This window comes from Polynucleobacter sp. AP-Reno-20A-A9 (genome assembly GCF_018882085.1).
Lineage (GTDB): Bacteria > Pseudomonadota > Gammaproteobacteria > Burkholderiales > Burkholderiaceae > Polynucleobacter.
Genome location: NZ_JACVPB010000002.1, coordinates 266,104 through 291,952, shown reverse-complemented (window position 1 = coordinate 291,952; position 25,849 = coordinate 266,104). Strand labels below are relative to the sequence as shown.

Here is a 25,849-nt window from a genome sequence, read left to right as displayed (position 1 = left end):
ATAAATAAGCCCGCTCGTAATTCAATAAAGGATGACCATATGACTGTTACATTAAAAAAACCACCAATCTATAAAATCCTTTATTTTCAAGTACTTACAGCAGTTGTAATCGGTGTTTTGCTGGGTCATTTTTACCCAAGTCTGGGTACGGAAATGAAGCCATTTGGGGATGCCTTCATTAAAGGCATCAAGATGTTAATTGCCCCCATTATTTTTTGTACGGTAGTTCTGGGTATTGCTGGCATGGAAGACATGAAGAAGGTTGGCAAAACTGGCGGACTAGCGCTCTTGTACTTTGAAATTGTGAGCACGATTGCTTTGATGGTCGGCTTGGTCGTTGTGAATGTACTTCAGCCTGGCGCGGGCATGAACATCGATCCTGCAAGTTTAGACACCAAAGGGATTGCTGCATATACCGGCCCCGGAAAAATGGGGACCACAACTGATTTCTTGATGAATATTATCCCGAGCAGTGCAGTCGATGCATTTGCTAAGGGCGAAATTTTGCAGGTCCTTTTCATTGCAATATTGTTTGGATTTGCATTGCATAAGTTTGGCGGTCGTGGAACGATGGTGTTCGACTTAATTGAAAAAACATCACACGTTCTTTTTGACATGATTGGCGTCATCATGAAGTTTGCGCCTATTGGCGCATTTGGTGCAATGTCATTCACCATTGGTAAATACGGCATAGGCTCGTTGTTCTCTTTGGGCAAACTCATGGGTTCGTTTTATTTAACCTGCTTGCTCTTTGTATTTATTGTTTTAGGAATCATCGCGCGTATTAATGGATTTAATATTTTTAAATTCGTTCGTTACATCAAAGAAGAGTTATTAATTGTTTTGGGGACTTCATCATCAGAATCCGTCTTGCCGCGCATGATGGAAAAAATGGAGTTGTTGGGCGCCAAGAAAACTTGTGTTGGCCTCGTTATTCCAACGGGCTATTCATTCAATCTAGACGGCACTTCTATTTATCTAACGATGGCCGCAGTATTTATTGCGCAAGCAACCAATACGCCGATGACACTCATGCAGGAGGTCACGCTCTTGCTAGTGCTGTTGCTCACATCTAAAGGTGCAGCAGGCGTAACCGGTAGCGGCTTTATTGTTTTGGCAGCCACCCTTTCTGCTGTCGGAGATGTTCCAGTTGCTGGCTTGGCGATCATCTTAGGTATCGACCGCTTTATGTCTGAGGCACGAGCATTAACGAATTTAGTTGGCAATGGCGTGGCTACGATTGTGGTTGCTAAGTGGACTGGTGAGCTAGACCAAAAGCAATTAACTAGCGTGCTAAATCGCGATAACTGGATTGAGGCACAAGAGCCCGAACTGATCTTGGATCAAAAGCAAGACAAAATGCGCTAAGACTTAAGTGCGCACAATATGAACACTGCAGGGGGCCTCTTCGACGATTTTGGTCATCGAGGTTCTCCATGGCGTCACCTTATTAGGCAGCTTATGTGACGCTCCAATCAGAATGAGGGATGCATCATTGTCTTTGGCAAATTCAACGATTCGAGAGGCGGGATCAAGCGCCTCAAGTACGTGATAAGAAATTCTTTCGGGCGGTAATCCGAGTGGCTTGGCCCAATCCATCAGTTGAACTAGGTGCCCACGCACTATGCCACTAGCGGTTTGACTTTCATGATTGCCTTCATAGGTTGGTGTGCTGGCAATCGTGCTCAAGCAAATTAAGCGACTTTCGGGATAGGCCTGCAATAAATTCTTGGCTGTGGTTTGCATGCGTTCACGCAGATCTTCATCGGATTGACGGGTATCTATCGCAGCAATCATGAGGGGGGCATCAAGACTGCCCATGCTGGGCCGTGGGCTGGGAGAAGGCTCGTAACCAGCGGCTTTGAACATTCCTTTGAGGTTTTCCCAAAAGCTGGGTGGTTCAACCCGGTCGGCACGTTCTGTGAGCGTAACGCCCTCGGGGTCTCGCAATACTTGACGTAAGCGCGCAGCACTTTGATAGCGATCTGCTGCGCGTGGCTCTAGGCATCTCAACACCACTTCTTGTAACCAGCGCGGAATTTCTCTGCGAATAGCACGTGGTGGAAAGGGTTCTGCCCACATCCTTTTGCGTAGACCGCTCATCGTTTGAGGATTGCCAAATGGCAGTTCGCCGGTCAGTAGCTCGTACATGATCACGCCGATAGAAAAAATATCGCTGCGTGAATCAGAGCGAATACCTGCCACTTGTTCAGGAGAAATATAAGGTGCAGAGCCAATACCTTTTCGCATCTCTTCTGCTAGTAAGTCTGGATATCGAGCGTGGTGCGACAAGCCAAAATCAATGAGTGTTAACTTACCCCTCTCATCAATCAAAATATTTTCAGGCTTGACATCTAGGTGAATGGCATCTTGTGAGTGTAGTGATTGAACGGCTTGGGCTAAATCTGCACCAATGCGTACGACCTCATCAATCGTAAATACCTTGCCTTCTTTGATGCGGTCCTCTAATGGGTGACCATCAACTCTTTCCATTGCAATGTAAGGGCGCGTGGCCATATTGCCCGATCCTAAATATTGAGGAACATAGGGGCTTTTAAGGGCGCGCAAGATGGTGAGTTCGGTTTCAAAGCCGATCAAACTTTCCACCGGTTGGTCTCTGCCAACGCGCGGGATCTTAAGCAAAATAGGGACGTCTATACCTTCTTTAGTCGCTGAAAAAAGGCTGGCCATTCCGCCGCGATGAACTTCCTTGCCCAAAGTAAATCCATCTACCACTTTGCCTTCTTGAAATATATCGTCTACTGCTTCAATATCGGTATTGATGGGCATTGATTTTATTTGCCGGTGATGAGGCGATTTGCCAGGTCTTCTGGCAGGCCGGCACGACGCACTTTCTCTGCGGCCGTATAGTGATCGTAGGGCGTACGATGGAATGTCAGAGCTTCTGATGCGGGCTCAAAAACGGCAAAGCAGGCTTCTGGATTGCCGTCTCTGGGTTGACCAAGCGAGCCCACGACGCCCACCCATTGGCGATGAGGCAGTACAGGAATTGCATCGCCAGGGTGTGGCGCAAAGCGAATGAGCTTCCCAACGGCGCTTTGATAAAAAAGCGCTTGCTCATGTGCATGACCAACAAAAGTGTAATTTTTCCCAGAGCTTTGTGCGCAATGCCATGCACTCATGCTGTCGGTGATGTAATTCCAGTCAGCCGGATTGTAGGCAGAAGCATGAACAAAACAAATCTGATCTTCTTGAATCATCAGAGGAAGATTTTTAAGAAATTCTACATGACTATTGTTTAATTGAGATTTGGTCCACTCAATAGCGGCATTGGCACTGGCGTTCATTTGATTGCGGCTATCTTTAAAAACGGCCTCATCATGATTGCCAAGAACAGCAATCGCTTTTTTATTTTCTACGAGCGTGGCAACGCGATCAATCAATGCAACGGGATCGGCGTTATAGCCTACGAGGTCACCCAGAAACACCATGCGAGTAACGCCAAGTTCCTCGGCACGGGCCATGCAAGCATCAAAAGCTTCTAAATTACTGTGGAGATCGGCAAATAGCCCAATACGTTCAGTCATCCCTTAATGATAGGACAAAAGGCCACTAGATAGAAGGGTTATAGGGGCTCGGGCCATTATCTGGGCGATTTTTAAAGCGCTTATGAACCCAGTAGTATTCGGCCGGCCGCAGACGAATTTCTTTCTCAAAGTATTGATTAAGGCGTGCAGTGTCAGACTTGGGGTCTGCCCCAGGAAAATTCTCTAAAGGCTTGCTGATTTCGCAAAGATAACCTGATTCATCCGCTTTTAATGTGGTGGTCATCAGGCATACGTCAGCGCCAGTAATTTTTGCTAAGCGAGAAATGGTGGTGATGGTGTTTGTTTGAATTCCAAAAAACGGTACAAATTCAGAATCCTTGAGGCCTAAATCAAGATCCGGTGCAATGATGATGAAGTCTCCATTGCGAATTTCTCGGATGATCGCCTTTGCATTGCCTTGGCGATCAATTGAGTTTCCGCCAAAACGATTGCGCCATTCCACAATCCTTTTATTAAAAAAAGGATTCTTCATTCTCTGAAAAAATCCCGAGGTGCGCGGCCAATGCTTTTCTTTGGAGAGCGCACTCAAAATAATGCTGCCCTCAATTCCCGTGAAATGCATGTTTACTAGGATGCGTGGTTTTTTGCTGGAGAGATCAACCGCTGACTTCACCTCAATCATATTGCTCAGTTGCTTAGAGCTGCCGCACCAGATAATGCTTTTCTCTACCAGGCTACGCCCAAGTAATCGCCAGTGCTCTTTAGCAAGACTATCAACTTCAGCTGGACTTAATTTTGGAAAGCATAAGTGGAGATTTGTTTTTACTACTCGATTTCTATCGCTTGGAACACGAGCTGCAATATATCCAAGGCCGTAACCCACCGCAACCAGGAGCCTATAAGGCAGGAGGGCAAGAAGCTTGAGTAGAACGACGACTACTTGGTTGGAAAAAGACTTCAGCAAATTAGTTTTGCTCTGATTCGTAACGCTTTATGGATTTGGCATAGCGCTCAGTCATTTCTTCAATGGAGCTGCTCGACATTCCTAAATCATTTACTAGGCCAGTTTCAAGGCGATATGCCCAGCCATGAACGGTGAGGTCTTGCCCGCGTGCCCAAGCATCTTGCACGATGGTTGTTTCGCATACGTTAACCACCTGCTCAATGACGTTGAGTTCGCAAAGTCGATCTTGTCGTTTAGGGGTTGGAATAGTATCGCCCAAATAACGCTCATGTTTTTGATGTACATCCTTAACGTGGCGCAACCAATTGTCTGCTAAACCAACTCGTCTATCGGTTAGTGCTGCATGGACACCAGAGCAGCCATAGTGACCTACAACTAATATGTGCTTTACCTTAAGCAAATCAATCGCAAATTGAATAACAGACAAGCAATTCAAATCAGTATGAACCACTACGTTTGCAACATTTCGGTGAACGAATAATTCACCAGGAAGTAAGTTCACAATGTCATTCGCCGGCACTCGACTATCAGAGCAACCAATCCACAGATATTCAGGGGCTTGCTGAGAAACGAGGCGTTTAAAGAAATTGGCATCCTCTGCCACCATGCTTTCGGCCCAGGTGCGATTATTGGCAAATAGCTGTTCTAGAGCTTGAGAATTCTTCATCGTCATGCTTTCAGTTTAAAGTACTTTAATGACGCCTATTTGGTTAAAACAAACCCCCGCCGGAATTACCTTAAATTTGCATTGTCAGCCAGGAGCCAAGGTGACTAAGGTCGTTGGCCTGCATGACGGCTGTTTAAAAATTTCTTTACAGGCACCTGCCCTTGAAAATAAAGCGAACGAGCTCTTATTGGCTTGGCTTTCTAAGCAATTAAGGGTGCCTCAAAAACAAATTCAGTTTGTTTCTGGTCAAAATAGCCGCAAGAAACGAGTGGAAATTTGGGGCCCCATCAGTCCCGAGCAAATTGTTCAGTTACTAAGCCCGCAAAAATAAAGTTTGGTTTACCAGAAAATGGCCCACAAAATTCCTAAAATAAGCACCCACTTGCCGATGTAATAAACCGAGCGATGTTTTGCTTTGAGCTTTTTGGCTTGCGCACGAAGATGGTAGAAATAGGTGAACAAAATATTTACGAAGCCCAATTTTTCACCTTCAACATTTTGAGAAGATGCGGCACTCATGACATAGCGCCCAAACCAGCGATTAAATAGAGCAACTGCCCGAGTGTGAACTGGGCGCTCGACATCACAAAATAAGATGATTCTTTGCTGATCGGTTTCGTTGGCTGCGAAATGAATGTAAGTTTCATCAAACATGACCGCTTCGCCATCTTTCCAGAAATAACGCTCTCCATCCACATCAATAAAGCATTTGGGGTCGTTGGGAGTGCTTAGACCAATGTGATAGCGCAAGGAGCCTGCATAGGGGTCACGGTGGCGCACCAGCGTTGCTCCGGGCGGGAGAGACGCGAACATGGCCGCCTTGACTGAGGGGATTGATTTGAGCAGCGCAACCGTTTTGGGGCATCCCGCTTGGGCCGAGGGCACTTCTTTTCCATACCAGCAGAGGTGAAAACGTTTCCACCCAGTGCGAAAGAAAGAGTTAAAGCCAATATCGTTATATCCGGTTGCCGCCGCAATAGAGCCACCTTCTTGCAGTGAAAGCGCTTCTTGCCGAATCATTTCCCAGTTATCTTGAATGGGCTGCATTTCAGGAAATTGATTTACTGGAATAAAAGCACCAGGCTTCACTTTTGAAAATAAATACAAAAGTGCATTTACGGGCGCCAAAAGCACTTGGTAGTCTGTAAGAGATCTAACAATCCCAAAACGAACCTTTCCTCTGAAATAGACATAAACAGCGGATGCTATAAAAATAAAAAAGATGATGTGGCGAATTTCCATAAGCTTTGTCTAGGTGAGGTAATTGTTCATATTTTAATTTGTATGTCAGCCCCAAATTGACTATTTCTTATGCTCGGATGCTCATATACTTAAAACAGAAGGTGTAAAAACCTGCTTAGGGTTTATGTGGAGTTTTGCTAAGGAAGATCTTATGAATAGCTTTATAAAGTGGCTCTTAAGCCTTGTTTTAATTGGGTTAGTAGGGATTTCAGTCTATACGTGGGGGATGCTAACTTGGAGCTATGGAAGTGGGGAGCGCGCAGGATATGTGCAGAAATTCTCAAATCGCGGCTATATATGCAAAACCTGGGAAGGCGAATTAGCCATGGTTTCTATGCCAGGCACGATGTCAGAAAAATTCCTCTTTACGGTGCGTGAAGATGCTGTGGCGCAAAAAATAAATGCTAATTTGGGGAAAAAGGTTGCCCTAAAGTATGAGCAACACATTGGTTTGCCAACTACCTGTTTTGGCGATACCGAGTATTTTGTTTCTGATATCACCGTTTTGGATGAGTAATTTGTAGTCGCAGTAAAAAATTGCTGTAACGCAACTTTATTTTTGTAATTTTTTGTGGTTAAAATCATGTAAGCGTAATGTGCGCTGACATCAATATCTATAAGGAGCTTCACTTGAATAAAGCCGAACTAATCGCAGCGATTGCTGACGACGCGGAGATTTCTAAAGCCAAAGCTGAATTCGCATTGAATTCTGCAATCGACACAATCATCAAGGCTGTTACTAAAGGTGATTCAGTACAACTGATCGGCTTTGGTACTTTTGCTTCAGGCAAACGTGCTGCACGTATGGGTCGTAACCCAAAAACTGGCGAGCCACTCAAAATTGCTGCTGCAAAAACTGTTAAGTTTTCTGCTGGTAAGGCATTTAAAGATTCAGTTAACAAGCGTAAGAAGTAATTCTTCCTTTGTTGATAAAAAAGCCCGGCATGCCGGGCTTTTTTATTTCTGCAAGAATCTCAATCAATCAAACGCATCACCGCGCCGAGTTAACTTTGCACTAATCGACGGTGACGATGGATGCTCATTAATATTCCCGCGCCAAATCCAAGCGTTACCAATGCAGTGCCACCATAACTGATAAATGGAAGCGGCACACCAACTACCGGCAAGAGACCACTCACCATGCCAATGTTGACAAATGCATAGGTAAAGAAAATTAAAGTCACTGAGGCACCTAACAAGCGTGTAAATAAGTTGGGCCCGCTCGCTGAGATTGCTAAACCTCTTTTAATGAGTGCGAAGAACAAAGCAATCAATATCAGGTTGCCTAATAAACCAAATTCCTCAGAGAACACTGCAAAGACAAAGTCAGTATGCTTTTCTGGAATAAATTCTAGGTGGGCTTGCGTTCCTTGAAACCAGCCTTTACCAAAGAATCCGCCGGAGCCAATTGCAATCATAGATTGAATGGTATGAAAGCCTTTGCCAAGTGGGTCACTGGTTGGGTCTAGTAGGGTACATATACGATGCTTTTGATAGTCGTGTACAAATGGCCACACTACATCGTGCGCACAAATAGTGCCGCCAAAAATAATAATTAACAAAATGCCAATAACACCCAAACCTACAAATGGCAGTATCCATTTCCACGGCAGGCCTGCCAAGATGATGACGTATAGTCCTGCTGCAAAAACAAGGAGCGCAGTTCCCAGGTCTGGTTGGCGTGCTATTAAAAAAACCGGTATGGCCAAAATCACCGCAGCAACACCATAGTCCCAAGATTTTTGAATGCCTTCCCGCTTTTGAAAGTACCAAGCAAGCATGAGTGGCATTGCAATCTTCATGATCTCAGATGGCTGAATAACAACTCCAATATTGAGCCAGCGACGAGCCCCTTTTTTAATTAGTCCAAATGCAGCGACTGCAATTAAAAGGGCAATACCAAATCCATAAATCCACACTGCGCCCATCTCCAACCACTTTGGTGGAATGCGTGAGACGATCCACATTACTAAAAATGAGAGCGCAAGATTGCGCAACTCATCTGCAATTTGTACAGGAGTATTTTGACTTGCAGATAAAAAAGTAAAAAAGCCAACGGCCGCTAAGCCAAGCAGAATAAGGCCTAGCTGGCGGTCTAGCCCAGAAAAGATACCGGAGAAAAATCCTTTAACTTTAATTAAGGGGCTCTTTTCCATTCAGGAACCTCCTTGGGCCACTTGCCCTCTATGTAGTAGTCCAGTGCTTTCCGTGCGATCGGAGCGGCATACTGTGCGCCGAAGCCTGCGTTCTCTACAACCATCGCAATCACAATAGTTGGTTTCTCCGCTGGAGCAAAAGCAATATATAAAGCATGGTCACGCAAAAATTCTGCTGTTGCGCCATGTTTATATTCTTTGGAGTTCAAACTAAAGACCTGTGCGGTCCCGGTCTTTCCACCCACTTGATATCCAGTTCCTTTAAACGCTGCAGCAGATGTTCCGGAATTGTTTACCTCGACCATTGCCTTCTTAATCACCTCAATATTCTCAGCATTGAGATCGATGCGATAACTTTCTTTTGGAGTTGTCAGCACTCGGTTGCGAGTAAATGGATCTTCAATGGCTTTGACTAGGTGGGGCTTCATCACAATGCCGTTATTGGCAACGTTTGCCATTGCGTGAGCTAATTGCAAAATAGTGAAAGCGTTATAGCCCTGGCCAATGCCTAAAGAAATAGTTTCACCTTCGTACCATTTTTGCTGCTCAGGTTTTTTGAAGGTATTTTTCTTCCACTCTGTGGATGGCAGAACGCCTCTTGCTTCGCCTTGTAAATCGATACCCGTAATTTGACCAAAGCCCAAAGGCTTCATGAAATCCGCGATCATGTTTACACCCATATCACGCGCCAGCATGTAGTAATACGTGTCACAAGATTCAACAATCGACTTTTGCATGTCGACAATTCCATGCCCACCCTTTTTGTCATCGCGGAAAGTGTGATTGCCAAAGTCAAAGTAGCCAGGATCCGAAATCGTTTGTGATGGCGTGCGCTTTTTATTTTCTAAAGCTGCCAATGCCATGAAAGGCTTGTAAGTTGATCCGGGTGGATAGATGCCTTTCAGTGGGCGGTTATAGAGCGGCTTCTGTGGGGAGTCATTCAGCTCTTTCCAGGTCACCGAATCAATACCCTCAACAAAATCATTTGGATTGAAGTTGGGCTTAGAGACAAAAGCCAATACGTCACCTGTCTCTGGTTCAATCGCAACAAATGCTCCTCGGAAATTTCCATACAGTTGTTCAACTAAATACTGCAGCTTGATATCAACTGATAGAACAACGTTTTTTCCGGGAACTGATGGAGCGCTAGAAAGTGTGCGTACTGGTTTGCCACCCGCAGTAATTTCTACTTGATCGTAGCCAGGTACACCGCGTAAGACAGTTTCATAGCTTTGCTCTAAACCAATCTTGCCAACGTACTGAATGCCGGGTAAAAAAGAGGCTTGCAACGCATCAGGATCATCCGCTTTAGCGCCCTCAATTTCAGTCTGCATCCGCTCTTTGTCGCGCTGCGAAACCCGGCCAATATAGCCAATCAAATGTGAGGCTAATTCGTTATATGGGTACTCCCGAAAGCTCCTAGCCCGGATTTCTACCCCAGGAAAGCGGTAGCGATTGGCCATAAAACGGGCAGTTTCGGTCTCATTGAGCATGGAGCGCAGGGGAAAAGTGCCCATATTGCGGGAATCCTCTAGGGAGCGCTTGAAATTTCGACGATCCCGAGGCGAAATAGCAACGATTTCAGAAAGATCGTTGATGAGCTGATCTACATTCCCTTTGACTTCTTCAGCATTCACATCTAGCGTGAGGGCAGAATAATTTCGGCCAATGACGATGCCATTACGATCAATGATGAGTCCGCGATTTGCCGGGGCTGGAACCAAGGCAATGCGATTACTTTCAGCTAGCAGAGCGTATTTTCCGTGGCTCACTAGTTGAAGCCATACAAGACGAGTGATGAGCAGTAAAAAGCAAAACGTGACAAATAGAGTCGCAATATGAATGCGCTCTTGAAAAGAGTCGAGATCCGGTTTTTTAAAAGAAACCATGCCGCTTCTTAGAGAGGTCGATTGTGATCAACATCTATAGGGCGACGTTGCGGCGCAAGCAAGATGCGGGTGGCTAGTGGCCAAAGTATTGCCTCAATTAAAGCCTGGATCGCACCTGTTAGCGCCCACCAATAGAGCTCACCGCTGAGTAGCCAATGGGCCAACACGGGAAATAGCGATACTAATAAGAAAATAGGAAGCAGGTGCAGGGCCTGCGACAAAACGGTGAGAGCCACAATGCGCCTATGCCATGAGATGGCGAGGTAGGCCACTAGAGAGTAACTAAAGGCATGCAATCCCAATAAATCGGAATTATGTACATCCATCATCAAGCCCAAAATGAAGGCGGTGATGACGCTGACATAACGATGCTGGTGAATGTTCCAAAACACAATGCATAGGATTAACCAGTCTGGCACCCAACCGTAATTACCAATGGGCAATAGGTTTAACAGCAGCGCACAAAATAGGCTGAAATAAATGAAGACCGGGTTTACCGGGCGCAGAATATAGCCGCTCTGGAAATCGATCATTGCATTCCTCGCGTGCGAGTTTGGCGTCTGCCAGGCGTATTGGTTGGTGGTGCACCAGAAGCGGATTTGTTATTCACAGTCGCTGCCTTGGCGTCGAGCTGCGGATCATATAAAAGTGCAAGCGCTTGACGGTAGCGATTTACTGCTGCAACGGGAACGCAAAATACGTTGGAAGAGTTTTTATCGACATTGCGCTCGATTTTGCTAATCACTGCCACTGCGAATCCTGGGGGATAAACACCATCAATGCCCGATGTCAGCAAAATATCTCCGACTTCCAAATCGCTGGCTACCGGTAAATAGCGAAGTTCTAGTGGATTGCCACGCCCTGCGCCAAATACAGCTGCACGAAGGCCGTTGCGAGCCACTTGGACTGGAACCGCAAAATCACGGTCCTCCAGTAGGGAAACCTCAGCAGAGCGCTCATAGAGACGGACCACTTGGCCCAAAATCCCGGAATCATTGGCAATCGGGTTGCCAAGCTTTAGGCCGTCATTACTGCCGCGATTGATCACGATGCGCTGTGAAATTGGATTGGGCGGGTTAAATAAAATTTCTACTGGCAATGTTTTGAACGGAACCTGTTTTTGCAAAGTCATGAGTTCGCGCAGGTTTTGGTTTTCCACCATCAGAAATTCCGACTGATTAGCCAGCAATGAAAGCTCTGCTTGACGCACTTTCATCACTTGGTTTTCTTGATCAAGAGTTGATCGAGTAGTGAAATATTCTGATGTTGCTTCGAAGGCATTACGCGGCGCCATCATGACGTATTCAAGTGGACGCAAAATCCAATTGACGTTATTACGAATGGGGTCGAGTGCTTTGAAACGAAAATCGATCAGCATCAGTGCGATGCTGATCGACAGACAGACAATCAGTTTAAGTAAGGCCGGAATGCCCTGTCTGAAAAGTGGTGGAGCGCTATGTTGCAATTCCCTGGTCGACGTGTATGTCGCTTACTCGTGCGAGAACACTCCGCCTAACTTATCCATGCGCTCTAGTGCGATACCGCAACCACGAGCCACGCAAGTTAATGGATCTTCTGCCACATGAATTGGCAAACCAGTTTCTTCTAGCAAGAGACGATCGAGGTCGCGCAATAAAGCTCCGCCGCCAGTAAGCATCATGCCGCGTTCAGCAATATCGGATGCTAACTCAGGTGGAATCTGCTCAAGAGCTGCTTTTACAGCAGTCACGATTTGATTCAATGGATCAGTCAATGCTTCCAAAATTTCGTTACTTGTAACGGTGAAGCTACGAGGAATACCTTCAGAAAGATTGCGACCCTTAACTTCCATCTCGCGCACTTCAGCGCCAGGGAAAGCGGAACCAATTGTTTTCTTAATCAGCTCAGCAGTTTGCTCGCCAATCAACATGCCGTAGTTACGACGAATGTAATTAGTAATGGCTTCATCAAACTTATCACCACCAACACGAACAGAACCTTTGTAAACCATGCCGCCTAATGACATCACACCAACCTCAGTTGTACCGCCACCGATATCAACAACCATCGAACCAGCAGCTTCTGAAACCGGGAGGCCAGAACCAATTGCAGCTGCCATTGGTTCTTCAATGAGGAATACTTGCGATGCGCCAGCACCCAACGCAGATTCGCGAATCGCGCGACGTTCAACTTGGGTAGAACCACAAGGAACGCAAATGATGATGCGTGGGCTAGGCTTTAGTAATTTGCTTTCATGCACAAGCTTGATAAATTGCTTGAGCATTTGTTCGGTAATGGTGAAGTCGGCAATCACGCCATCTTTCATTGGGCGAATGGCCTCAATATTCCCTGGAACGCGACCCAACATCGCCTTTGCCTCTTTCCCGACGGCCAAAATGGTCTTTTTGCCGTTTGGACCACCTTCTTGGCGAATTGCCACAACAGAAGGTTCATCGAGGACAATACCCCGCTCACGCATATAAATTAAGGTGTTGGCGGTTCCTAGGTCGATGGCTAGGTCATTGGAAAAGTAGCTGCGGAAAAAACCGAACATGATGTAGTGGGAAAATAGAAAGTGTTAATGAAAATATATAGGAATGATACTCTCGTCCCATGAAACTTGATGATGTCCAGCGCATTGCGCACCTATCTAGGCTTGAGTTAAATCAGGCAGAAGCCGAGGCAGTTTTGCCTCAATTGCAGGCCATTTTTTCCTTGGTTGAGGAAATGCAGGCCGTTGATACAAGTGGTCTTGAGCCTTTGGCACACCCAATCCTCTTTTTGCGGGATTTGGCCCAACCCATGCGCGTTGATCAAGTTACCGAGTCAGACCATCGGGCCGAAAACATGCAAACAGCCCCTGCTCAGCATGAGGGCTATTTCTTAGTGCCAAGGGTGATCGAATGAGTTGGCACAACACCCCTATCGCCTTAATGGCAAAAGCACTTGCTGCAAAAGAGGTATCCAGTACAGAGCTAACCCAGTACTTCTTAGACCGTATTGAGGCCGGAAAACAGTGGAATGCCTATCTTGATGTGAATGCTCACTTAAGTTTAGAGCAAGCAAATAAGGCAGATCAACTGATTTCCTCTGGCAATGCTGGAAAGTTAACGGGCATCCCCGTTGCGCACAAAGATGTCTTTGTAACGCGTGGTTGGAAGTCGACAGCTGCCTCCAAAATCTTGGCTGGGTATCAGAGTCCTTTTGATGCCACGGTGGTGGCTAATTTGGGAATTCCCAATGAAAGCAACCCCCATGGTGCTGGCATGGTTTGCCTGGGCAAAACCAATATGGACGAGTTTGCGATGGGCTCCTCCAATGAAAACTCTGCCTTTGGGCCGGTATTAAACCCTTGGAATGCTGCTCACGTAGCGGGAGGCTCGTCCGGTGGCTCTGCTGCAGCTGTAGCAGCGGGCTTGGCTCCGATTGCAACTGGCACAGATACGGGTGGCTCAATTCGCCAGCCAGCAGCATTTTGTGGATTAACCGGCATTAAGCCTAGTTATGGGCGCGTTTCACGCTACGGCATGATTGCCTATGCCTCTTCGCTTGATCAGGCTGGCCCAATGGGTAAGACTGCAGAAGACTGCGCTTTGTTGCTTTCTGCAATGTCTTCACACGATCCGCGTGACTCGACTTCTTTAGCCGATTCTGGAGAGGATTACGGTCGTTACCTCAATCAACATTGGAAAGAGGGCAGTGCCAACTCCTCAAAACCATTGGAAGGTTTACGTGTTGGTTTGCCAAAAGAATTCTTTGCTGAAGGTTTAGCGAGCGATGTTGCTAAATCCGTTAATGAGGCAGCCAAGCTTTTAGAAAATTTAGGCGCTACATTGATTGAAGTGAGTTTGCCAAAAACCAAACTTTCTATTCCGGTGTATTACGTTTTGGCACCAGCGGAAGCGTCAAGTAATTTGAGTCGCTTTGATGGCGTGCGTTATGGATATCGCGCCAATGAGTATCGTGATCTCAATGATATGTATGCCAAGTCACGTACCGAAGGTTTTGGTGCAGAAGTAAAGCGCCGCATCATGATTGGAACTTACGTTCTTTGTCATGGTTACTACGATGCTTACTATCTTCAGGCACAAAAAATTCGTCGCATTATTGCGGCAGATTTTCAAGCGGCATTTAATCAATGCGATGTCATTCTGGGGCCTGTTGCCCCTGATGTTGCTTGGCGTTTGGGCGAAAAATCAAAAGATCCAGTGCAAATGTATCTAGAGGATATCTATACGCTTTCTACAAACTTAGCGGGTTTGCCGGCGATGAGTGTCCCATGTGGGTTTAATGGAATTAATCTACCCATTGGTATGCAACTCATCGGTAATTATTTTTCTGAAGCACGCTTGTTGCAAGTGGCTCATCAATATCAGCAAGCCACTGATTGGCATTTGCGTCCAGCAAGTGAGGTGGCATGATGCAATGGGAAGTCGTTATTGGTCTAGAGACCCACGCGCAGTTACAAACACAATCCAAAATTTTTAGCGGTGCAAGCACCCGCTTTGGCGCAGCCCCAAACACTCAAGCATGCGCAGTTGATTTAGCGCTGCCTGGTGTTTTGCCAGTGCTTAATCGCCAGGCTGTTGAACATGCTATTCGTTTTGGTTTGGCCGTAAATGCGAAGATTTCGCCGGCGAGTATCTTTTCGCGCAAAAACTATTTCTACCCCGATCTGCCTAAGGGTTATCAAATCAGCCAGATGGAGATTCCGGTGGTTGTCGGCGGGCATCTAGAGATCTTGGTGGGTGATGAAATAAAGGTAGTTGAACTCACTCGCGCTCACATGGAAGAGGATGCTGGTAAATCAGTCCATGAAGAAGGCTTTACAGGCCCTCATGGCGAGCCCTCTAGCGGTATTGATCTGAACCGCGCCGGCACACCACTCCTCGAGATCGTGACCGAGCCAGTCATGCGCAGCGCCGCTGAGGCCGTTGCCTATGCCAAGGCTTTGCATGGCTTGGTGGTGTGGCTCGGAGTTTGTGACGGCAATATGCAAGAAGGCTCTTTCCGTTGTGATGCGAACGTATCGGTTCGCCCCATCGGTCAAGTCGAGTTTGGCACCCGTTGCGAAATTAAAAACTTGAACTCCTTCCGTTTTTTGGAAGAGGCCATTCAATACGAAGTGCGTCGTCAAATTGAGTTGATTGAGGATGGCGGTACAGTTGTTCAAGAAACCCGTTTATACGATCCTGATCGTGGCGAAACGCGCAGCATGCGTAGCAAAGAAGATGCTAACGACTATCGCTATTTTCCGGATCCTGATTTGCTGCCAGTAGTGATCGACGATGCTTGGATTGCGGATGTGCGCAGCAAGATGCCGGCATTGCCTGCTCAATTGCGCGAGCAGTGGCAAAGCGAATTTGGTTTAAGTGCATATGATGCGCAACTACTTACGCAGGACCGTGACACTGCAAAAGTATTTGAAGAGCTATTGGCTCTTGTAGGTAAGCCATTAGCAAAAGCAGCCGCCAATTTAATTGCTGGTGAATTTGCCTCGTCCTTAAATCGTGCAGGCATTGTTGCAGCTGATGCGCCATTAAAAGCGGAGCATTTAGCGCCATTACTGACGCGTGTGGCAGATGGCACTATCTCCAATAAGATTGCTAAAGATATCTTCGCTATTCTTTGGGAAGAGGCTGTTGCAGGTAAAGCCATCAGTACGGTTGATCAAGTGATTGATGTCAAAGGCTTGAAGCAAATTAGTGATAGCGGTGCAATTGAGGCCATCATTGATCAGGTGTTGGCGGCTAATCAGAAATCGGTTGAAGAGTTCCGCTCGGGTAAAGAGAAGGCATTTAACGCTCTCGTTGGCCAGATCATGAAAGCCTCTCAAGGCAAAGCAAATCCCGGTCAGGTTAATGAGCTCTTACGTAAAAAACTAAGTTAAGAAAGAAATACATGAGTGCAATTGATCCAAAGCAAGCCGAGCAAGAAGAGTTAGTTGCTGAGTGGTTACGTGTAACCCCAGGCTTCTTTGAGCGTTACGCTGATCTCTTTAATGAGATTCGGATTAAGCATCCACATGAGGATCGTGCGATCTCTTTGCAAGAGCGTCAAATGACGGTATTGCGCACACAAAACCAAGAACTCAATCGTCGCTTAAGCGAGATGTTGCACTTTGGTAGTCGTAACGATAAAACCCAACAAAGTTTGGTTGCTTGGTTATTGCGTTTAATGAGGGCTAACAATAGGGGTGATGTGGAAGCCGCAATTACCTCGGGTTTGGCAGAGGTATTTGAAGTGGAGTCAGCGCAACTGCTTTCACCTAATTCTGCATTTGGCCCTTGGGTTGATGCACCTCTATGCGGCTCTGCCAAGGAGTTGGCAGCAGCTAGCGTAGATTTATTAGCAACCCAGACAACGATTGATCCCGAATGGCAAAGCCTGGTGGCCATTGGCCTTCCTTTGGGCAAGAGTGTTGGCGCCACTCAATCGCCTGCGGCATTGCTATTGGCCAGTAAGGATGAATCCCGCTTTACGGCAGATATGGGTGCTTTCTATTTGCGCCAGATTGCTGAATTAACTGCAGCAGCTTTGGATCGTATCCAGGCTTATGAAATTAAAGTCGACTGAACTACATCCCCTCATGCAGGAGTATTTGCATGAGCTACATGTGTTGCGTCAACTCTCGCCGCATACGCTTAAAGCGTACGGAATGGATCTGAGCGATCTCCAAAATTTTTCCTTAGAAGATTCCATTGAATTATTAAAAGTTAGCAACGGCCACGTGCGTCGTTGGGCTGGCCGCTTGCACTCCAAAGGTAAATCCTCAAGAAGCATTGCGAGAGCGCTTTCTGCATGGCGCGGCTGGTATGACTGGCTTACTGAAAAAGATGCCAGGCGTGATGCACGTGCTGGCAAGGTAACGAGCAACTTGGTTGCCAATCCAGTTGATGATGTGAAGGCGCCAAAACGCTTGAAGTCGCTACCTAAAGCGCTATCAGTCGAGCAGGCCCTCTCTCTAGTTAATCAGGCAGTCAAAGAGGCTGAAGAAAAAAAGGATTTGGAATCCATCCGCGATGCTGCCATTATTGATTTGTTGTATTCCTCAGGCTTACGTCTTTCAGAGCTCTTGGGAATTGATGTAATGCAAAGCAAAGACCGTCAGCATGAATCTGCTGGCTGGTTGGACTGGGATGCTGCAGAAGTAACGGTGTTAGGCAAGGGTGGCAAACGACGTTCAGTGCCTGTTGGCGCGCCTGCAATGAAATCACTTGCTGTGTGGCGAGAGCTGCGCGATGCCGGAAATTATTCAGAAGAATCCATCGCCTTGTTTTTGTCGGCAACAGGCAAGCGCTTGTCGCCGCGTACCGTGCAAGCGAGATTAAGGACTTTGGCTATGCGCGCCGGCTTGCCCACCCATGTGCACCCCCATATGATGCGCCATAGTTTTGCGAGCCATGTACTGCAATCCTCGCAAGATTTGCGTGCTGTCCAGGAGATGTTGGGGCATGCCAGCATCGCTAGCACCCAGATTTATACGTCTTTAGATTTTCAGCACCTCGCTCAGGCATACGATAAAGCGCATCCGCGCGCAAAGGCTGGCAAAGGCTGAGGAACTCGGTAAGATAGAAGGTTTCCCGCTTTGGGAATTGTTGGCTTTTAGATTTTGATTGGATCATCCATGGCATTAATTCCGGTAACGATTTTGACAGGCTTCTTGGGAAGCGGCAAAACCACTTTGCTTAAACATATCCTGACCGAGGATCACGGCAAAAAGATTGCCGTGATCGAGAATGAATTCGGCGAAGAGAATATTGATAACGACATCTTGGTTCAAGACAACCAAGAGAACATTGTGCAGATGAGTAATGGTTGCATTTGCTGCACCATTCGCGGCGATCTTGTAGAGGCGCTAAATGAACTTTGGGAGCAACGCAAAGACAAGAAGATTAGTTTTGATCGCGTTGTCATTGAAACCACGGGTGTTGCCAATCCTGGTCCCGTTGCCCAGACATTCTTTATGGATGATGATGTGGCCGACCATTATGTTTTAGACGCTGTGGTGACCCTAGTGGATGCCAAGCATGGTCAGCAACAACTCAGTGAGCACGAAGAAGCTCAGCGACAGGTTGGCTTTGCCGACCAAATCTTTATTACTAAGACCGATTTGGTTACCCCTGCTGAAGTAGATGCCTTGCGTAATCGCCTCATGCATATGAACCCAAGAGCGCCTATTGCGGGGATTTCTAAGGGCGTGGTGCCCTTGAATGCCGTCTTGGACCTCAAGGGATTCAATCTCAACGCCAAGCTGGATATTGACCCTCATTTCTTGGAGCAGGATGATCATGACCATGAGAATTGTGGGCACGACCACGGACATGACCATGATCACAGTACCTGTGGCCACGATCATAGTCACGACCACCAGCACCAGCACCAGCACCACGGCCATGCTGGCCATACCGATCGTATCCAATCCTTTGTTTTTCGTAGTGATAAACCCTTTAATCACAAAAAGCTGGAAGACTTCCTTGGGGGCATTTTGGAGGTCTTTGGCGAGAAGATGTTGCGCTATAAAGGCGTGCTCTATGTGAAGGGAAGTAGCCGAAAAGTGGTGTTCCAGGGCGTTCACCAGATGATGGGCAGCGATTTAGCCGGTCCATGGGGTACAGAACCCAAGCAAACCCGGATGGTCTTCATAGGCATCGATTTGCCCAAGGACACCCTATTGGCTGGGCTTGAGGGCTGTTTGGCCTAGCAAGATTCGGGTACAATCCGCCGCCACGGCCGATATTGATGAATATTAATAAAAGGGCCGTAAAAGTTTGGCAGAATGAGGCAATAATGCTTCAAACGAGGAAAGAACGAGATGACGGTAAAAACAGCAACAAAACCAGCGACTGCTGCAAAAGCTAACAGTAAAGTTGCGAGCACTAAAGTTGTAAAAGGTGCTCCATTAACTGAGGCGGAATTGCTCAAGATGTCCGATAAGGACTACATGAATGCTGCGCAGTTAGATTTTTTCCGTCAAAAACTGCTCACTCTTAAAGACGACATTTTGAAGAATGCGTCCGAAACAACAGAACATCTGCGTGAAAATATTTTGGTTCCTGATCCTGCCGATCGTGCAACGATCGAAGAGGAGCATGCATTGGAATTGCGCACACGTGATCGTGAGCGCAAGCTACTCAAAAAAGTAGAACAAGCATTGGCGCGTATTGAATCCGGCGACTATGGATGGTGCGAAGAAACTGGTGAGCCAATCGGCTTGAACCGTTTAATTGCAAGGCCTACAGCCAATTTATCTCTTGAAGCTCAAGAGCGTCGTGAACTCCGTCAAAAATTATTTGGCGAATAAATTTTTAAGTAGCGATGACTAAGCATTTACCAACTATTAGTGATATCTCTCCTTTATTAAAGGCAGAGATTCTTGCTGAGGCTTTGCCTTATATCCGCGCGTATCACGGCAAGACCATTGTGATTAAGTACGGCGGAAATGCCATGGTGGAAGAGCGCCTCAAAGAAAGTTTTGCGCGCGATGTTATCTTGTTAAAACTCGTCGGCATGAACCCAGTGGTGGTTCACGGCGGAGGCCCACAAATTGATGAGGCCTTAAAGAAGATTGGCAAGACGGGTACTTTTATTCAAGGCATGCGCGTAACCGATGAAGAAACCATGGAAGTGGTGGAATGGGTTCTAGGCGGCGAGGTGCAGCAGGACATTGTGATGTTGATTAACCACTTTGGCGGGCAGGCTGTTGGCTTGACTGGTAAAGACGGTGGATTGATTCATGCTAAAAAAATGATGATCCCGAGCGATACAGAGCCAGGTAAAAAAATAGATATCGGCTTTGTTGGTGAAATTGAGGCAATTAACCCTGCTGTTGTTAAAGCTCTGCAAGATGACGCGTTTATTCCGGTGATTTCTCCTATCGGCTTTAGTGCAGAAGGTCAGGCTTACAACATTAATGCTGACTTAGTGGCTGGCAAGATGGCTGAAATCCTGCATGCAGAGAAGTTGGTCATGATGACTAATATCCCGGGCGTAATGGATAAAGACGGTAAGTTGCTGACAGATTTAACTGCGCGAGAAATTGATGCGCTGTTTGCCGATGGCACTATTTCTGGTGGTATGTTGCCAAAGATTTCTTCTGCATTAGATGCCGCTAAGAGCGGTGTGAATTCAGTGCATATCATTGATGGCCGCATTGAACATTCTTTATTGCTAGAAATTCTGACCGAGCAAGCGTTCGGCACAATGATCCGCTCTAGGTAGGTAGATAACTATGAGCGAGCCCTTAGAGTCAGCAAACATCAACGACAGCAACGCTGATGCAGGTAAGGTTCGTAAGCGCCCTCGCCCAGGTGAGCGCCGTTTACAGATTTTGCAAGTGCTTGCTGAGATGTTGCAAAACCCAAAGGGTGAGCGCGTTACTACCGCAGCATTAGCAGCCAAGATTGAGGTTTCAGAAGCGGCCCTATATCGACACTTCGCCAGTAAAGCGCAGATGTTCGAAGGCCTAATTTCTTTTATTGAGCAAACTGTTTTTGGATTGATTAATCAAATTAATCAAAAAGAAGAATCTGGTCTTGCTCAAGCGCGCGGCATTTTGCAAATGCTTTTATTCTTTGCTGAAAAGAATCCTGGCATGACTCGCGTTTTATTGGGCGATGCTTTATTTCAGGAAGATGATCGTCTTCAAGAGCGCATTACTCAAGTGCTTGATCGCGTCGAAGCATCTCTTAAGCAAGCACTGCGTATTGCCCAAACCCAAGGCGGTAATTGGGCGCAGCTGGGTCAAGAAGAGGTCAGCATTCGTGCGGCCATGTTGATGAGTTTTGTTTTGGGTCGTTGGCATCGCTTTGCCCGTAGCGGATTTAAGAAGCTGCCAACTGAAGCCTCTGATGTTAGTCTGCGCCTTCTCCTGTCAGAATGAGCGAGCTACACCTCTCTAGAAACACTATTCATTTTGCCGAGCCCCTGCCTTTGCAGAGTGGCGCCATCTTGTCTGGCTACGATTTAGTTATTGAAACTTACGGCAAACTCAATGCAGATAAAAGTAATGCTGTTCTTGTTTGCCATGCACTCAATGCATCTCATCACGTAGCTGGCCCAAGTCCAGAAGATCCAAAAGATATCGGTTGGTGGGACAACATGATTGGCCCCGGTAAGCCGGTAGATACCAATCACTTTTTTGTCATAGGCGTTAATAATTTAGGCTCTTGTTTTGGCTCTACTGGGCCTATGAGCATTAATCCAGAAAATGGCAAGCCATATGGCGCTGATTTTCCAGTCATTACAGTTGAGGATTGGGTAAATACTCAGGCCCGCTTGGCAGACAAATTAGGTATTCGGAAGTTTGCTGCTGTGATGGGCGGAAGCTTGGGCGGCATGCAGGCTATGGCTTGGGCCATTCAGTTTCCCAAGCGGATAGACCATTGCGTTGTGGTGGCATCCACCCCAAGGCTGAGCGCACAAAACATTGCTTTTAATGAAGTTGCGCGCAATGCCATTCTGTCGGATCCTGATTTTCATGGGGGCAATTACTATGAGCATGGTGTTGTGCCAAAACGCGGCTTACGTTTGGCGCGCATGGTTGGCCATATTACCTATTTGTCTGATGATGACATGGCAGAAAAATTTGGACGAGAATTGCAGCGCCCCAATGGCGAGTCCAATGACTACCGTTTTAGCTTTGATGTTGAGTTTGAGGTTGAAAGTTATTTGCGTCATCAGGGTGATAAGTTTTCAACCTACTTTGATGCCAATACCTATTTGCTGATTACACGCGCACTGGATTATTTTGATCCTGCGCGTCGTTACGATGGCAGTCTGAATCGCGCTTTAGCGGAAGTGCAGGCCAAGTTTTTGGTTGTGAGCTTTTCAACCGACTGGCGCTTCCCGCCTGATCGCAGCCGTGAGATTGTGCAATCTTTGCTGAGCAATAAGAGTGAAGTGACCTATGCGGAGATCGATGCGCCACATGGGCACGACGCATTCTTATTAGATGATGAGCGTTATCACAATCTTGTAAGGGCTTACTTTAAGCAAATGCGCGAGGTTAAAGCATGAGCAATTTCAATAAGCGTGCCGATTTTGCTGCCATAGCCAATTGGATTGCACCAAACACTCAAGTGCTCGACCTCGGTTGTGGCGATGGTAGTTTCTTGGAGTTTTTGCAGAAACAAAAACCGGTGCACGCTTATGGCGTTGAGATTGATGATTCACGCGTACTCTCTTGCGTACAAAAAGGCTTAAACGTTATTCAGCAAGATTTAGAGGGCGGCTTAGCGCTCTTTGAGGACAGTAGTTTTGACACGGTTGTGCTGTCGCAAACTCTGCAAACCATTCATCAAACTGAAAAGATTTTGCGTGAAGTAGTTCGTGTCGGTAAAGAGTCAGTGATCTCCTTTCCAAACTTCGGTCATTGGTCTCATCGATTGGCTGTGGGTCTAGGCCGTATGCCAATATCTAAGAGCTTGCCTTATCAGTGGTACAACACGCCTAACGTGCGCGTGCTCACTGTTGCTGACTTTGAGAAGTTGGCCTCAAGCCTTGGTCTGAAGGTTCTTGATCAATGCATCTTGCATGAAGGTCGTCAGGTTACCTTGATGCCAAATCTATTTGGCAGCCTCGCTTTATTCCGCATTCGTCGTGCATAGAATAAAGATTCAAAGGTGTTAGCTGCAGTTCAATCTTGGTTAAAAGACTTTCGGGTTTATCTTGAGTGGCCTTGTTTACGCATGCTTTTCTTGGGCTTCTCTGCAGGCCTGCCTTTATTGCTCATTTTGGGAACGCTGAGTTTTTGGTTGCGTGAAGCTGGAATTGATCGCAGCACCATTGGCTATTTAACCTGGGTTGGTTTGATCTACGCTTTTAAATGGGTTTGGGCGCCTCTCGTAGACCGCCTGCAAATCCCTCTCCTCACTAAATTATTTGGTCGTCGTCGTAGCTGGCTGCTCTTTGCGCAAGCGCTCATCATTCTGGGTCTTGTTAGCATGTCGACTTTAGACCCTAAACTTGCACTTAACTCTATTGTTTGGTGTGCGCTATTGGTGGCTTTTGGCTCTGCTACCCAAGATATCGCATTAGATGCTTTTCGTATTGAGTCGGCCAATAGTGATCACCAGGCGGCTTTAGCGGCTACCTATCAAACTGGATATCGGCTTGCCTTGATCTGGGCTGGCGCTGGCGTGCTCTGGCTTGCCGCCCGGGCTGAAACCGGCAGTGGCTATGACGCAACTGCATGGCAATTTGCCTATCTCTGTATGGCGGCCTCTATTGGTGTGGGCGTAATTACTACTCTTTTAAGTAAAGAGCCAGCAAGATACGAATTGGCTAAAGTGCGCACTTCTAAAGCTTGGCTATATCAAACCTTGGTTGAGCCATTTGCAGAGTTTATTACGCGTTATCGCTGGCATGCCATTTTGATTTTGTCTTTAATTGCCATCTATCGTATTAGTGATGTAGTGATGGGCATCATGGCGAATCCGTTTTATGTTGATATGGGCTACACCAAGGATGAGGTTGCCGCTGTAAGCAAAGTGTTTGGGGTTGTGATGACTTTGGTTGGCGCCTTTGTCGGTGGCGTACTCACATTGCGTTTTGGCGTTTTGAGAATTCTCTTCGTGGGCGCAGTTCTCTCAGCGGTGAGTAATTTATTGTTTGCCTGGTTAGCAACTCAAGGCCACGATTTGCATGGCTTGATCTGGGTGATCTCCGCAGACAACCTCAGTTCTGGTATTGCAAGTGCGGCCTTTATTGCTTTCTTGTCCTCACTTACCAATATCCGTTACTCAGCCACTCAGTACGCTTTGTTTAGCTCGATGATGCTACTCTTGCCTAAATGGTTAGCGGGCTTCTCGGGGGTGTTTGTCGACAACTTCGGATATCCAGCATTCTTCTACGGAACTGCCATCATTGGCGCGCCAGTCCTACTTCTCATTTGGGCAACGATGCATTTCAAGATCGTTCAGATCAAAAAAGAAGGGGAGTAAGGGGGGGGTGGAAGTTCCCCTCGCTACTTATTAAATCTTCCAGTCGTAATCCACTGTAAGTGGTGCGTGGTCTGAAAATTTCTCTTCTTTGTACACGGCAGTTTTCTTAGCTGTAGTAGCAATGCCAGGAGTGGTGATGTGATAGTCAATACGCCAGCCAACATTCTTTGCATAAGCTTGACCGCGATTGCTCCACCAGGTGTAGCAAGTCTCAGTGGCCTCTGGTTCAAGCTGCCGATAGACGTCCACGTAGCCTACTTTGTCAAAGAGATTGGTGAGCCATGCACGCTCTTCCGGTAGGAAGCCAGAATTTTTGAGATTGCCTTTCCAATTCTTCAGGTCAATTTCTTGATGGGCAATATTGACATCGCCGCATAAGACGATTTCACGACCCGATTTTTTTAGAGAAATGAGATGTGGCAGAAAGCTGTCGAGATAGCGGTATTTAGCCTCTTGTCGCTCTGGAGAGCTTGAGCCTGAGGGCATATAGACCGAAATAACAGAAAGCCCTTTAAAGCGTGCCTCTACATAGCGCCCCTCTGCATCAAACTCTTCATTGCCATAGCCGTACAAGACCTCATCTGGTTTATGGGGCGTATAAATACCGCAACCGCTGTAGCCCTTTTTCTCGGCATGATGGAAAAAACCATGCATGCCATCAGGATTAAGGATGGCGCCCTCTAGATCATCGCGCTGAGCCTTGAGCTCTTGCATGCAGATGAAGTCAGCCTTTTGCTTTACAGCCCATGGCAGAAAGCCTTTTTTGACTGCGGAACGGATACCGTTGAGGTTCGCGGAAATGATGCGTAACATGTAGGCCTATGAGCTCAAATAATTCAAATCAAGATAACTTTATTCGTTTTGCCTTGGGGGCAAAGGTTTTGTCCTTCGGGGAGTTTAAAACTAAAGCGGGAAGACTCTCGCCTTATTTTTTTAATGCCGGTGAATTTAATGACGGAGCACGTTTGAGTGCCTTAGGCCGTTACTATGCTAAAGCTTTGCAAGAATCCAAGATTCAATTCGACATGCTATATGGCCCCGCTTACAAGGGGATTACCTTGGCGGCTGCTACAGCCATTGCGCTGGCGGATGATGGCATTAACGTTCCTTATGCTTACAACCGCAAAGAAGCAAAAGATCATGGCGAAGGCGGCATGCTAGTTGGTGCGCCAGTAAAGGGTAAGGTTGTCATCATTGATGATGTGATTTCAGCGGGAACGTCAGTAAGAGAGTCTGTTGATCTTATTCGTAAAGCTGGTGCAGAACCTGCCGCAGTATTAATTGCATTAGATCGCATGGAGCGATCGGGTACTGCAACCGAGATTGGGGATAAATCCGCAGTGCAGGCTGTCGAGCAAGAATTTGGTTTGCCGGTAATTGCGATTGCGAACTTGGCTGGCTTGATGTCATTCTTGACAGCATCAAGCGATACCCAGCTAACAAATTATTTGCCTGCAGTTAAAGCTTATCGCGATAAATATGGAATCTAAGGGCAGCAGC

At 46.7% G+C, this 25,849-nt stretch carries 28 protein-coding genes; 17 read left to right on the top strand and 11 right to left on the bottom strand.

The genetic code is table 11. The features are described from left to right. The first annotated feature begins 39 nt into the window (after positions 1 to 39). Positions 40 to 1,368 carry a dicarboxylate/amino acid:cation symporter gene (locus tag ICN39_RS03165; protein WP_215362386.1) on the top strand — a complete coding sequence of 443 codons (1,329 nt, stop codon included), beginning with the start codon at positions 40 to 42 and terminating at the stop codon, positions 1,366 to 1,368. 3 nt (positions 1,369 to 1,371) lie between these two features. Here the strand turns inward: ICN39_RS03165 and ICN39_RS03160 are convergent, their stop codons facing one another. Genes ICN39_RS03160 through can form a run of 4 tightly spaced genes read right to left on the bottom strand, consistent with a single transcriptional unit; the run spans position 1,372 to position 5,146 of the window. Next, positions 1,372 to 2,790 (bottom strand): bifunctional serine/threonine-protein kinase/universal stress protein, encoded by a 1,419-nt coding sequence (locus ICN39_RS03160; protein WP_216232642.1) that lies wholly within the window; start codon positions 2,788 to 2,790, stop codon positions 1,372 to 1,374. A gap of 5 nt (positions 2,791 to 2,795) precedes the next feature. Beyond that, positions 2,796 to 3,548: a metallophosphoesterase gene (locus ICN39_RS03155; RefSeq protein WP_216232641.1), complete on the bottom strand. Its 753-nt coding sequence runs from the start codon at positions 3,546 to 3,548 to the stop codon at positions 2,796 to 2,798. A 25-nt stretch (positions 3,549 to 3,573) separates the two neighbouring features. Further along, complete coding sequence (locus ICN39_RS03150; RefSeq protein ID WP_216232640.1) at positions 3,574 to 4,473, bottom strand: lipid A biosynthesis acyltransferase; 900 nt, start codon at positions 4,471 to 4,473, stop codon at positions 3,574 to 3,576. Between the two features lies 1 nt (position 4,474). Next, the gene (gene can / locus ICN39_RS03145) at positions 4,475 to 5,146 is read right to left on the bottom strand and encodes a carbonate dehydratase (protein ID WP_216232639.1); all 672 of its coding nucleotides are present in this window, start codon (positions 5,144 to 5,146) and stop codon (positions 4,475 to 4,477) included. Positions 5,147 to 5,168: 22 nt separating this feature from the next. Here can and ICN39_RS03140 point away from each other — a divergent pair, with 22 nt between their 5' ends. After that, positions 5,169 to 5,471 (top strand): DUF167 domain-containing protein, encoded by a 303-nt coding sequence (locus tag ICN39_RS03140; protein WP_216232638.1) that lies wholly within the window; start codon positions 5,169 to 5,171, stop codon positions 5,469 to 5,471. An 8-nt stretch (positions 5,472 to 5,479) separates the two neighbouring features. On the opposite strand, the gene ICN39_RS03135 is transcribed toward ICN39_RS03140, so the two are convergent. Then, complete coding sequence (locus ICN39_RS03135) at positions 5,480 to 6,376, bottom strand: aspartyl/asparaginyl beta-hydroxylase domain-containing protein (RefSeq protein ID WP_216232684.1); 897 nt, start codon at positions 6,374 to 6,376, stop codon at positions 5,480 to 5,482. A gap of 157 nt (positions 6,377 to 6,533) precedes the next feature. Between ICN39_RS03135 and ICN39_RS03130 the strand changes: the two genes are divergently transcribed. Together ICN39_RS03130 and ICN39_RS03125 are read left to right on the top strand one after the other, a co-directional pair. After that, positions 6,534 to 6,899, top strand: coding sequence for a hypothetical protein (locus ICN39_RS03130; RefSeq protein WP_215360481.1), 366 nt, complete (start codon positions 6,534 to 6,536; stop codon positions 6,897 to 6,899). 77 nt (positions 6,900 to 6,976) lie between these two features. Continuing rightward, positions 6,977 to 7,297 carry an HU family DNA-binding protein gene (locus ICN39_RS03125; RefSeq protein ID WP_011903860.1) on the top strand — a complete coding sequence of 107 codons (321 nt, stop codon included), beginning with the start codon at positions 6,977 to 6,979 and terminating at the stop codon, positions 7,295 to 7,297. An 89-nt stretch (positions 7,298 to 7,386) separates the two neighbouring features. Here the strand turns inward: ICN39_RS03125 and rodA are convergent, their stop codons facing one another. The 5 genes from rodA to ICN39_RS03100 are packed head-to-tail and all read right to left on the bottom strand — an operon-like array spanning position 7,387 to position 12,960. After that, positions 7,387 to 8,538 (bottom strand): rod shape-determining protein RodA, encoded by a 1,152-nt coding sequence (gene rodA, locus ICN39_RS03120; protein WP_216232637.1) that lies wholly within the window; start codon positions 8,536 to 8,538, stop codon positions 7,387 to 7,389. Continuing rightward, entirely contained in the window at positions 8,520 to 10,427 is a 1,908-nt protein-coding gene (gene mrdA / locus ICN39_RS03115; protein WP_216232636.1) for a penicillin-binding protein 2, read from the bottom strand. The genes rodA and mrdA overlap by 19 nt, the downstream gene beginning before the upstream one ends. An 8-nt stretch (positions 10,428 to 10,435) precedes the next feature. Then, complete coding sequence (gene mreD, locus ICN39_RS03110) at positions 10,436 to 10,960, bottom strand: rod shape-determining protein MreD (RefSeq protein ID WP_216232635.1); 525 nt, start codon at positions 10,958 to 10,960, stop codon at positions 10,436 to 10,438. Then, on the bottom strand, positions 10,957 to 11,892 hold the full coding sequence (mreC, locus tag ICN39_RS03105) for a rod shape-determining protein MreC (protein ID WP_216232634.1): 936 nt from the start codon (positions 11,890 to 11,892) through the stop codon (positions 10,957 to 10,959). The genes mreD and mreC overlap by 4 nt, the downstream gene beginning before the upstream one ends. 24 nt (positions 11,893 to 11,916) lie before the next feature. Continuing rightward, positions 11,917 to 12,960: a rod shape-determining protein gene (locus ICN39_RS03100; RefSeq protein ID WP_068319852.1), complete on the bottom strand. Its 1,044-nt coding sequence runs from the start codon at positions 12,958 to 12,960 to the stop codon at positions 11,917 to 11,919. A 59-nt stretch (positions 12,961 to 13,019) separates the two neighbouring features. Between ICN39_RS03100 and gatC the strand changes: the two genes are divergently transcribed. From gatC to ICN39_RS03040, 12 genes are all read left to right on the top strand, one after another. After that, positions 13,020 to 13,313, top strand: coding sequence for an Asp-tRNA(Asn)/Glu-tRNA(Gln) amidotransferase subunit GatC (gene gatC / locus ICN39_RS03095; RefSeq protein WP_216232633.1), 294 nt, complete (start codon positions 13,020 to 13,022; stop codon positions 13,311 to 13,313). Then, positions 13,310 to 14,827, top strand: coding sequence for an Asp-tRNA(Asn)/Glu-tRNA(Gln) amidotransferase subunit GatA (gatA, locus tag ICN39_RS03090; protein ID WP_216232632.1), 1,518 nt, complete (start codon positions 13,310 to 13,312; stop codon positions 14,825 to 14,827). The genes gatC and gatA overlap by 4 nt, the downstream gene beginning before the upstream one ends. Further along, positions 14,827 to 16,296 (top strand): Asp-tRNA(Asn)/Glu-tRNA(Gln) amidotransferase subunit GatB, encoded by a 1,470-nt coding sequence (gene gatB / locus ICN39_RS03085; protein WP_216232683.1) that lies wholly within the window; start codon positions 14,827 to 14,829, stop codon positions 16,294 to 16,296. Before gatA ends, gatB begins: the two co-directional genes overlap by 1 nt. Positions 16,297 to 16,307: 11 nt before the next feature. Beyond that, positions 16,308 to 16,982: a DUF484 family protein gene (locus ICN39_RS03080; RefSeq protein WP_216232631.1), complete on the top strand. Its 675-nt coding sequence runs from the start codon at positions 16,308 to 16,310 to the stop codon at positions 16,980 to 16,982. Beyond that, entirely contained in the window at positions 16,963 to 17,964 is a 1,002-nt protein-coding gene (locus tag ICN39_RS03075) for a tyrosine recombinase XerC (RefSeq protein WP_216232630.1), read from the top strand. The genes ICN39_RS03080 and ICN39_RS03075 overlap by 20 nt, the downstream gene beginning before the upstream one ends. 69 nt (positions 17,965 to 18,033) lie before the next feature. Then, positions 18,034 to 19,110: a GTP-binding protein gene (locus ICN39_RS03070; RefSeq protein ID WP_216232629.1), complete on the top strand. Its 1,077-nt coding sequence runs from the start codon at positions 18,034 to 18,036 to the stop codon at positions 19,108 to 19,110. 222 nt (positions 19,111 to 19,332) lie between these two features. Further along, positions 19,333 to 19,710 carry an RNA polymerase-binding protein DksA gene (gene dksA, locus ICN39_RS03065; RefSeq protein WP_050747259.1) on the top strand — a complete coding sequence of 126 codons (378 nt, stop codon included), beginning with the start codon at positions 19,333 to 19,335 and terminating at the stop codon, positions 19,708 to 19,710. Positions 19,711 to 19,724: 14 nt separating this feature from the next. Further along, the gene (argB, locus tag ICN39_RS03060; protein WP_072582606.1) at positions 19,725 to 20,627 is read left to right on the top strand and encodes an acetylglutamate kinase; all 903 of its coding nucleotides are present in this window, start codon (positions 19,725 to 19,727) and stop codon (positions 20,625 to 20,627) included. A 10-nt stretch (positions 20,628 to 20,637) separates the two neighbouring features. Beyond that, positions 20,638 to 21,288: a nucleoid occlusion factor SlmA gene (slmA, locus tag ICN39_RS03055; RefSeq protein ID WP_216232628.1), complete on the top strand. Its 651-nt coding sequence runs from the start codon at positions 20,638 to 20,640 to the stop codon at positions 21,286 to 21,288. Continuing rightward, entirely contained in the window at positions 21,285 to 22,424 is a 1,140-nt protein-coding gene (locus ICN39_RS03050) for a homoserine O-acetyltransferase (RefSeq protein ID WP_216232627.1), read from the top strand. The genes slmA and ICN39_RS03050 overlap by 4 nt, the downstream gene beginning before the upstream one ends. Next, the gene (gene metW / locus ICN39_RS03045) at positions 22,421 to 23,014 is read left to right on the top strand and encodes a methionine biosynthesis protein MetW (RefSeq protein WP_216232626.1); all 594 of its coding nucleotides are present in this window, start codon (positions 22,421 to 22,423) and stop codon (positions 23,012 to 23,014) included. The genes ICN39_RS03050 and metW overlap by 4 nt, the downstream gene beginning before the upstream one ends. Positions 23,015 to 23,029: 15 nt before the next feature. Continuing rightward, positions 23,030 to 24,349 (top strand): MFS transporter, encoded by a 1,320-nt coding sequence (locus ICN39_RS03040; protein ID WP_370623663.1) that lies wholly within the window; start codon positions 23,030 to 23,032, stop codon positions 24,347 to 24,349. Between the two features lie 30 nt (positions 24,350 to 24,379). Here the strand turns inward: ICN39_RS03040 and ICN39_RS03035 are convergent, their stop codons facing one another. Further along, a complete protein-coding gene (locus ICN39_RS03035; protein WP_216232625.1) occupies positions 24,380 to 25,162 on the bottom strand; it encodes an exodeoxyribonuclease III in 783 nt (260 codons plus the stop codon). Between the two features lie 8 nt (positions 25,163 to 25,170). Here ICN39_RS03035 and pyrE point away from each other — a divergent pair, with 8 nt between their 5' ends. After that, entirely contained in the window at positions 25,171 to 25,839 is a 669-nt protein-coding gene (gene pyrE, locus ICN39_RS03030) for an orotate phosphoribosyltransferase (protein WP_216232624.1), read from the top strand. Positions 25,840 to 25,849: the final 10 nt, after the last annotated feature.

Excerpts from the sequence above, each read along its gene's own strand:
- mreD (WP_216232635.1), bottom strand. The coding sequence starts at position 10,960 with ATGATCGATTTCCAGAGCGGCTATATTCTGCGCCCGGTAAACCCGGTC.
- ICN39_RS03050 (WP_216232627.1), top strand. The coding sequence starts at position 21,285 with ATGAGCGAGCTACACCTCTCTAGAAACACTATTCATTTTGCCGAGCCC.
- ICN39_RS03155 (WP_216232641.1), bottom strand. The coding sequence starts at position 3,548 with ATGACTGAACGTATTGGGCTATTTGCCGATCTCCACAGTAATTTAGAA.
- metW (WP_216232626.1), top strand. The coding sequence starts at position 22,421 with ATGAGCAATTTCAATAAGCGTGCCGATTTTGCTGCCATAGCCAATTGG.
- gatA (WP_216232632.1), top strand. The coding sequence starts at position 13,310 with ATGAGTTGGCACAACACCCCTATCGCCTTAATGGCAAAAGCACTTGCT.
- ICN39_RS03100 (WP_068319852.1), bottom strand. The coding sequence starts at position 12,960 with ATGTTCGGTTTTTTCCGCAGCTACTTTTCCAATGACCTAGCCATCGAC.
- ICN39_RS03130 (WP_215360481.1), top strand. The coding sequence starts at position 6,534 with ATGAATAGCTTTATAAAGTGGCTCTTAAGCCTTGTTTTAATTGGGTTA.
- ICN39_RS03035 (WP_216232625.1), bottom strand. The coding sequence starts at position 25,162 with ATGTTACGCATCATTTCCGCGAACCTCAACGGTATCCGTTCCGCAGTC.
- ICN39_RS03075 (WP_216232630.1), top strand. The coding sequence starts at position 16,963 with ATGAAATTAAAGTCGACTGAACTACATCCCCTCATGCAGGAGTATTTG.
- can (WP_216232639.1), bottom strand. The coding sequence starts at position 5,146 with ATGACGATGAAGAATTCTCAAGCTCTAGAACAGCTATTTGCCAATAAT.
- ICN39_RS03160 (WP_216232642.1), bottom strand. The coding sequence starts at position 2,790 with ATGCCCATCAATACCGATATTGAAGCAGTAGACGATATATTTCAAGAA.
- ICN39_RS03070 (WP_216232629.1), top strand. The coding sequence starts at position 18,034 with ATGGCATTAATTCCGGTAACGATTTTGACAGGCTTCTTGGGAAGCGGC.
- rodA (WP_216232637.1), bottom strand. The coding sequence starts at position 8,538 with ATGGAAAAGAGCCCCTTAATTAAAGTTAAAGGATTTTTCTCCGGTATC.
- pyrE (WP_216232624.1), top strand. The coding sequence starts at position 25,171 with ATGAGCTCAAATAATTCAAATCAAGATAACTTTATTCGTTTTGCCTTG.
- ICN39_RS03165 (WP_215362386.1), top strand. The coding sequence starts at position 40 with ATGACTGTTACATTAAAAAAACCACCAATCTATAAAATCCTTTATTTT.
- slmA (WP_216232628.1), top strand. The coding sequence starts at position 20,638 with ATGAGCGAGCCCTTAGAGTCAGCAAACATCAACGACAGCAACGCTGAT.
- ICN39_RS03140 (WP_216232638.1), top strand. The coding sequence starts at position 5,169 with ATGACGCCTATTTGGTTAAAACAAACCCCCGCCGGAATTACCTTAAAT.
- gatB (WP_216232683.1), top strand. The coding sequence starts at position 14,827 with ATGCAATGGGAAGTCGTTATTGGTCTAGAGACCCACGCGCAGTTACAA.
- dksA (WP_050747259.1), top strand. The coding sequence starts at position 19,333 with ATGTCCGATAAGGACTACATGAATGCTGCGCAGTTAGATTTTTTCCGT.
- ICN39_RS03080 (WP_216232631.1), top strand. The coding sequence starts at position 16,308 with ATGAGTGCAATTGATCCAAAGCAAGCCGAGCAAGAAGAGTTAGTTGCT.
- ICN39_RS03125 (WP_011903860.1), top strand. The coding sequence starts at position 6,977 with ATGTGCGCTGACATCAATATCTATAAGGAGCTTCACTTGAATAAAGCC.
- gatC (WP_216232633.1), top strand. The coding sequence starts at position 13,020 with ATGAAACTTGATGATGTCCAGCGCATTGCGCACCTATCTAGGCTTGAG.
- mrdA (WP_216232636.1), bottom strand. The coding sequence starts at position 10,427 with ATGGTTTCTTTTAAAAAACCGGATCTCGACTCTTTTCAAGAGCGCATT.
- argB (WP_072582606.1), top strand. The coding sequence starts at position 19,725 with ATGACTAAGCATTTACCAACTATTAGTGATATCTCTCCTTTATTAAAG.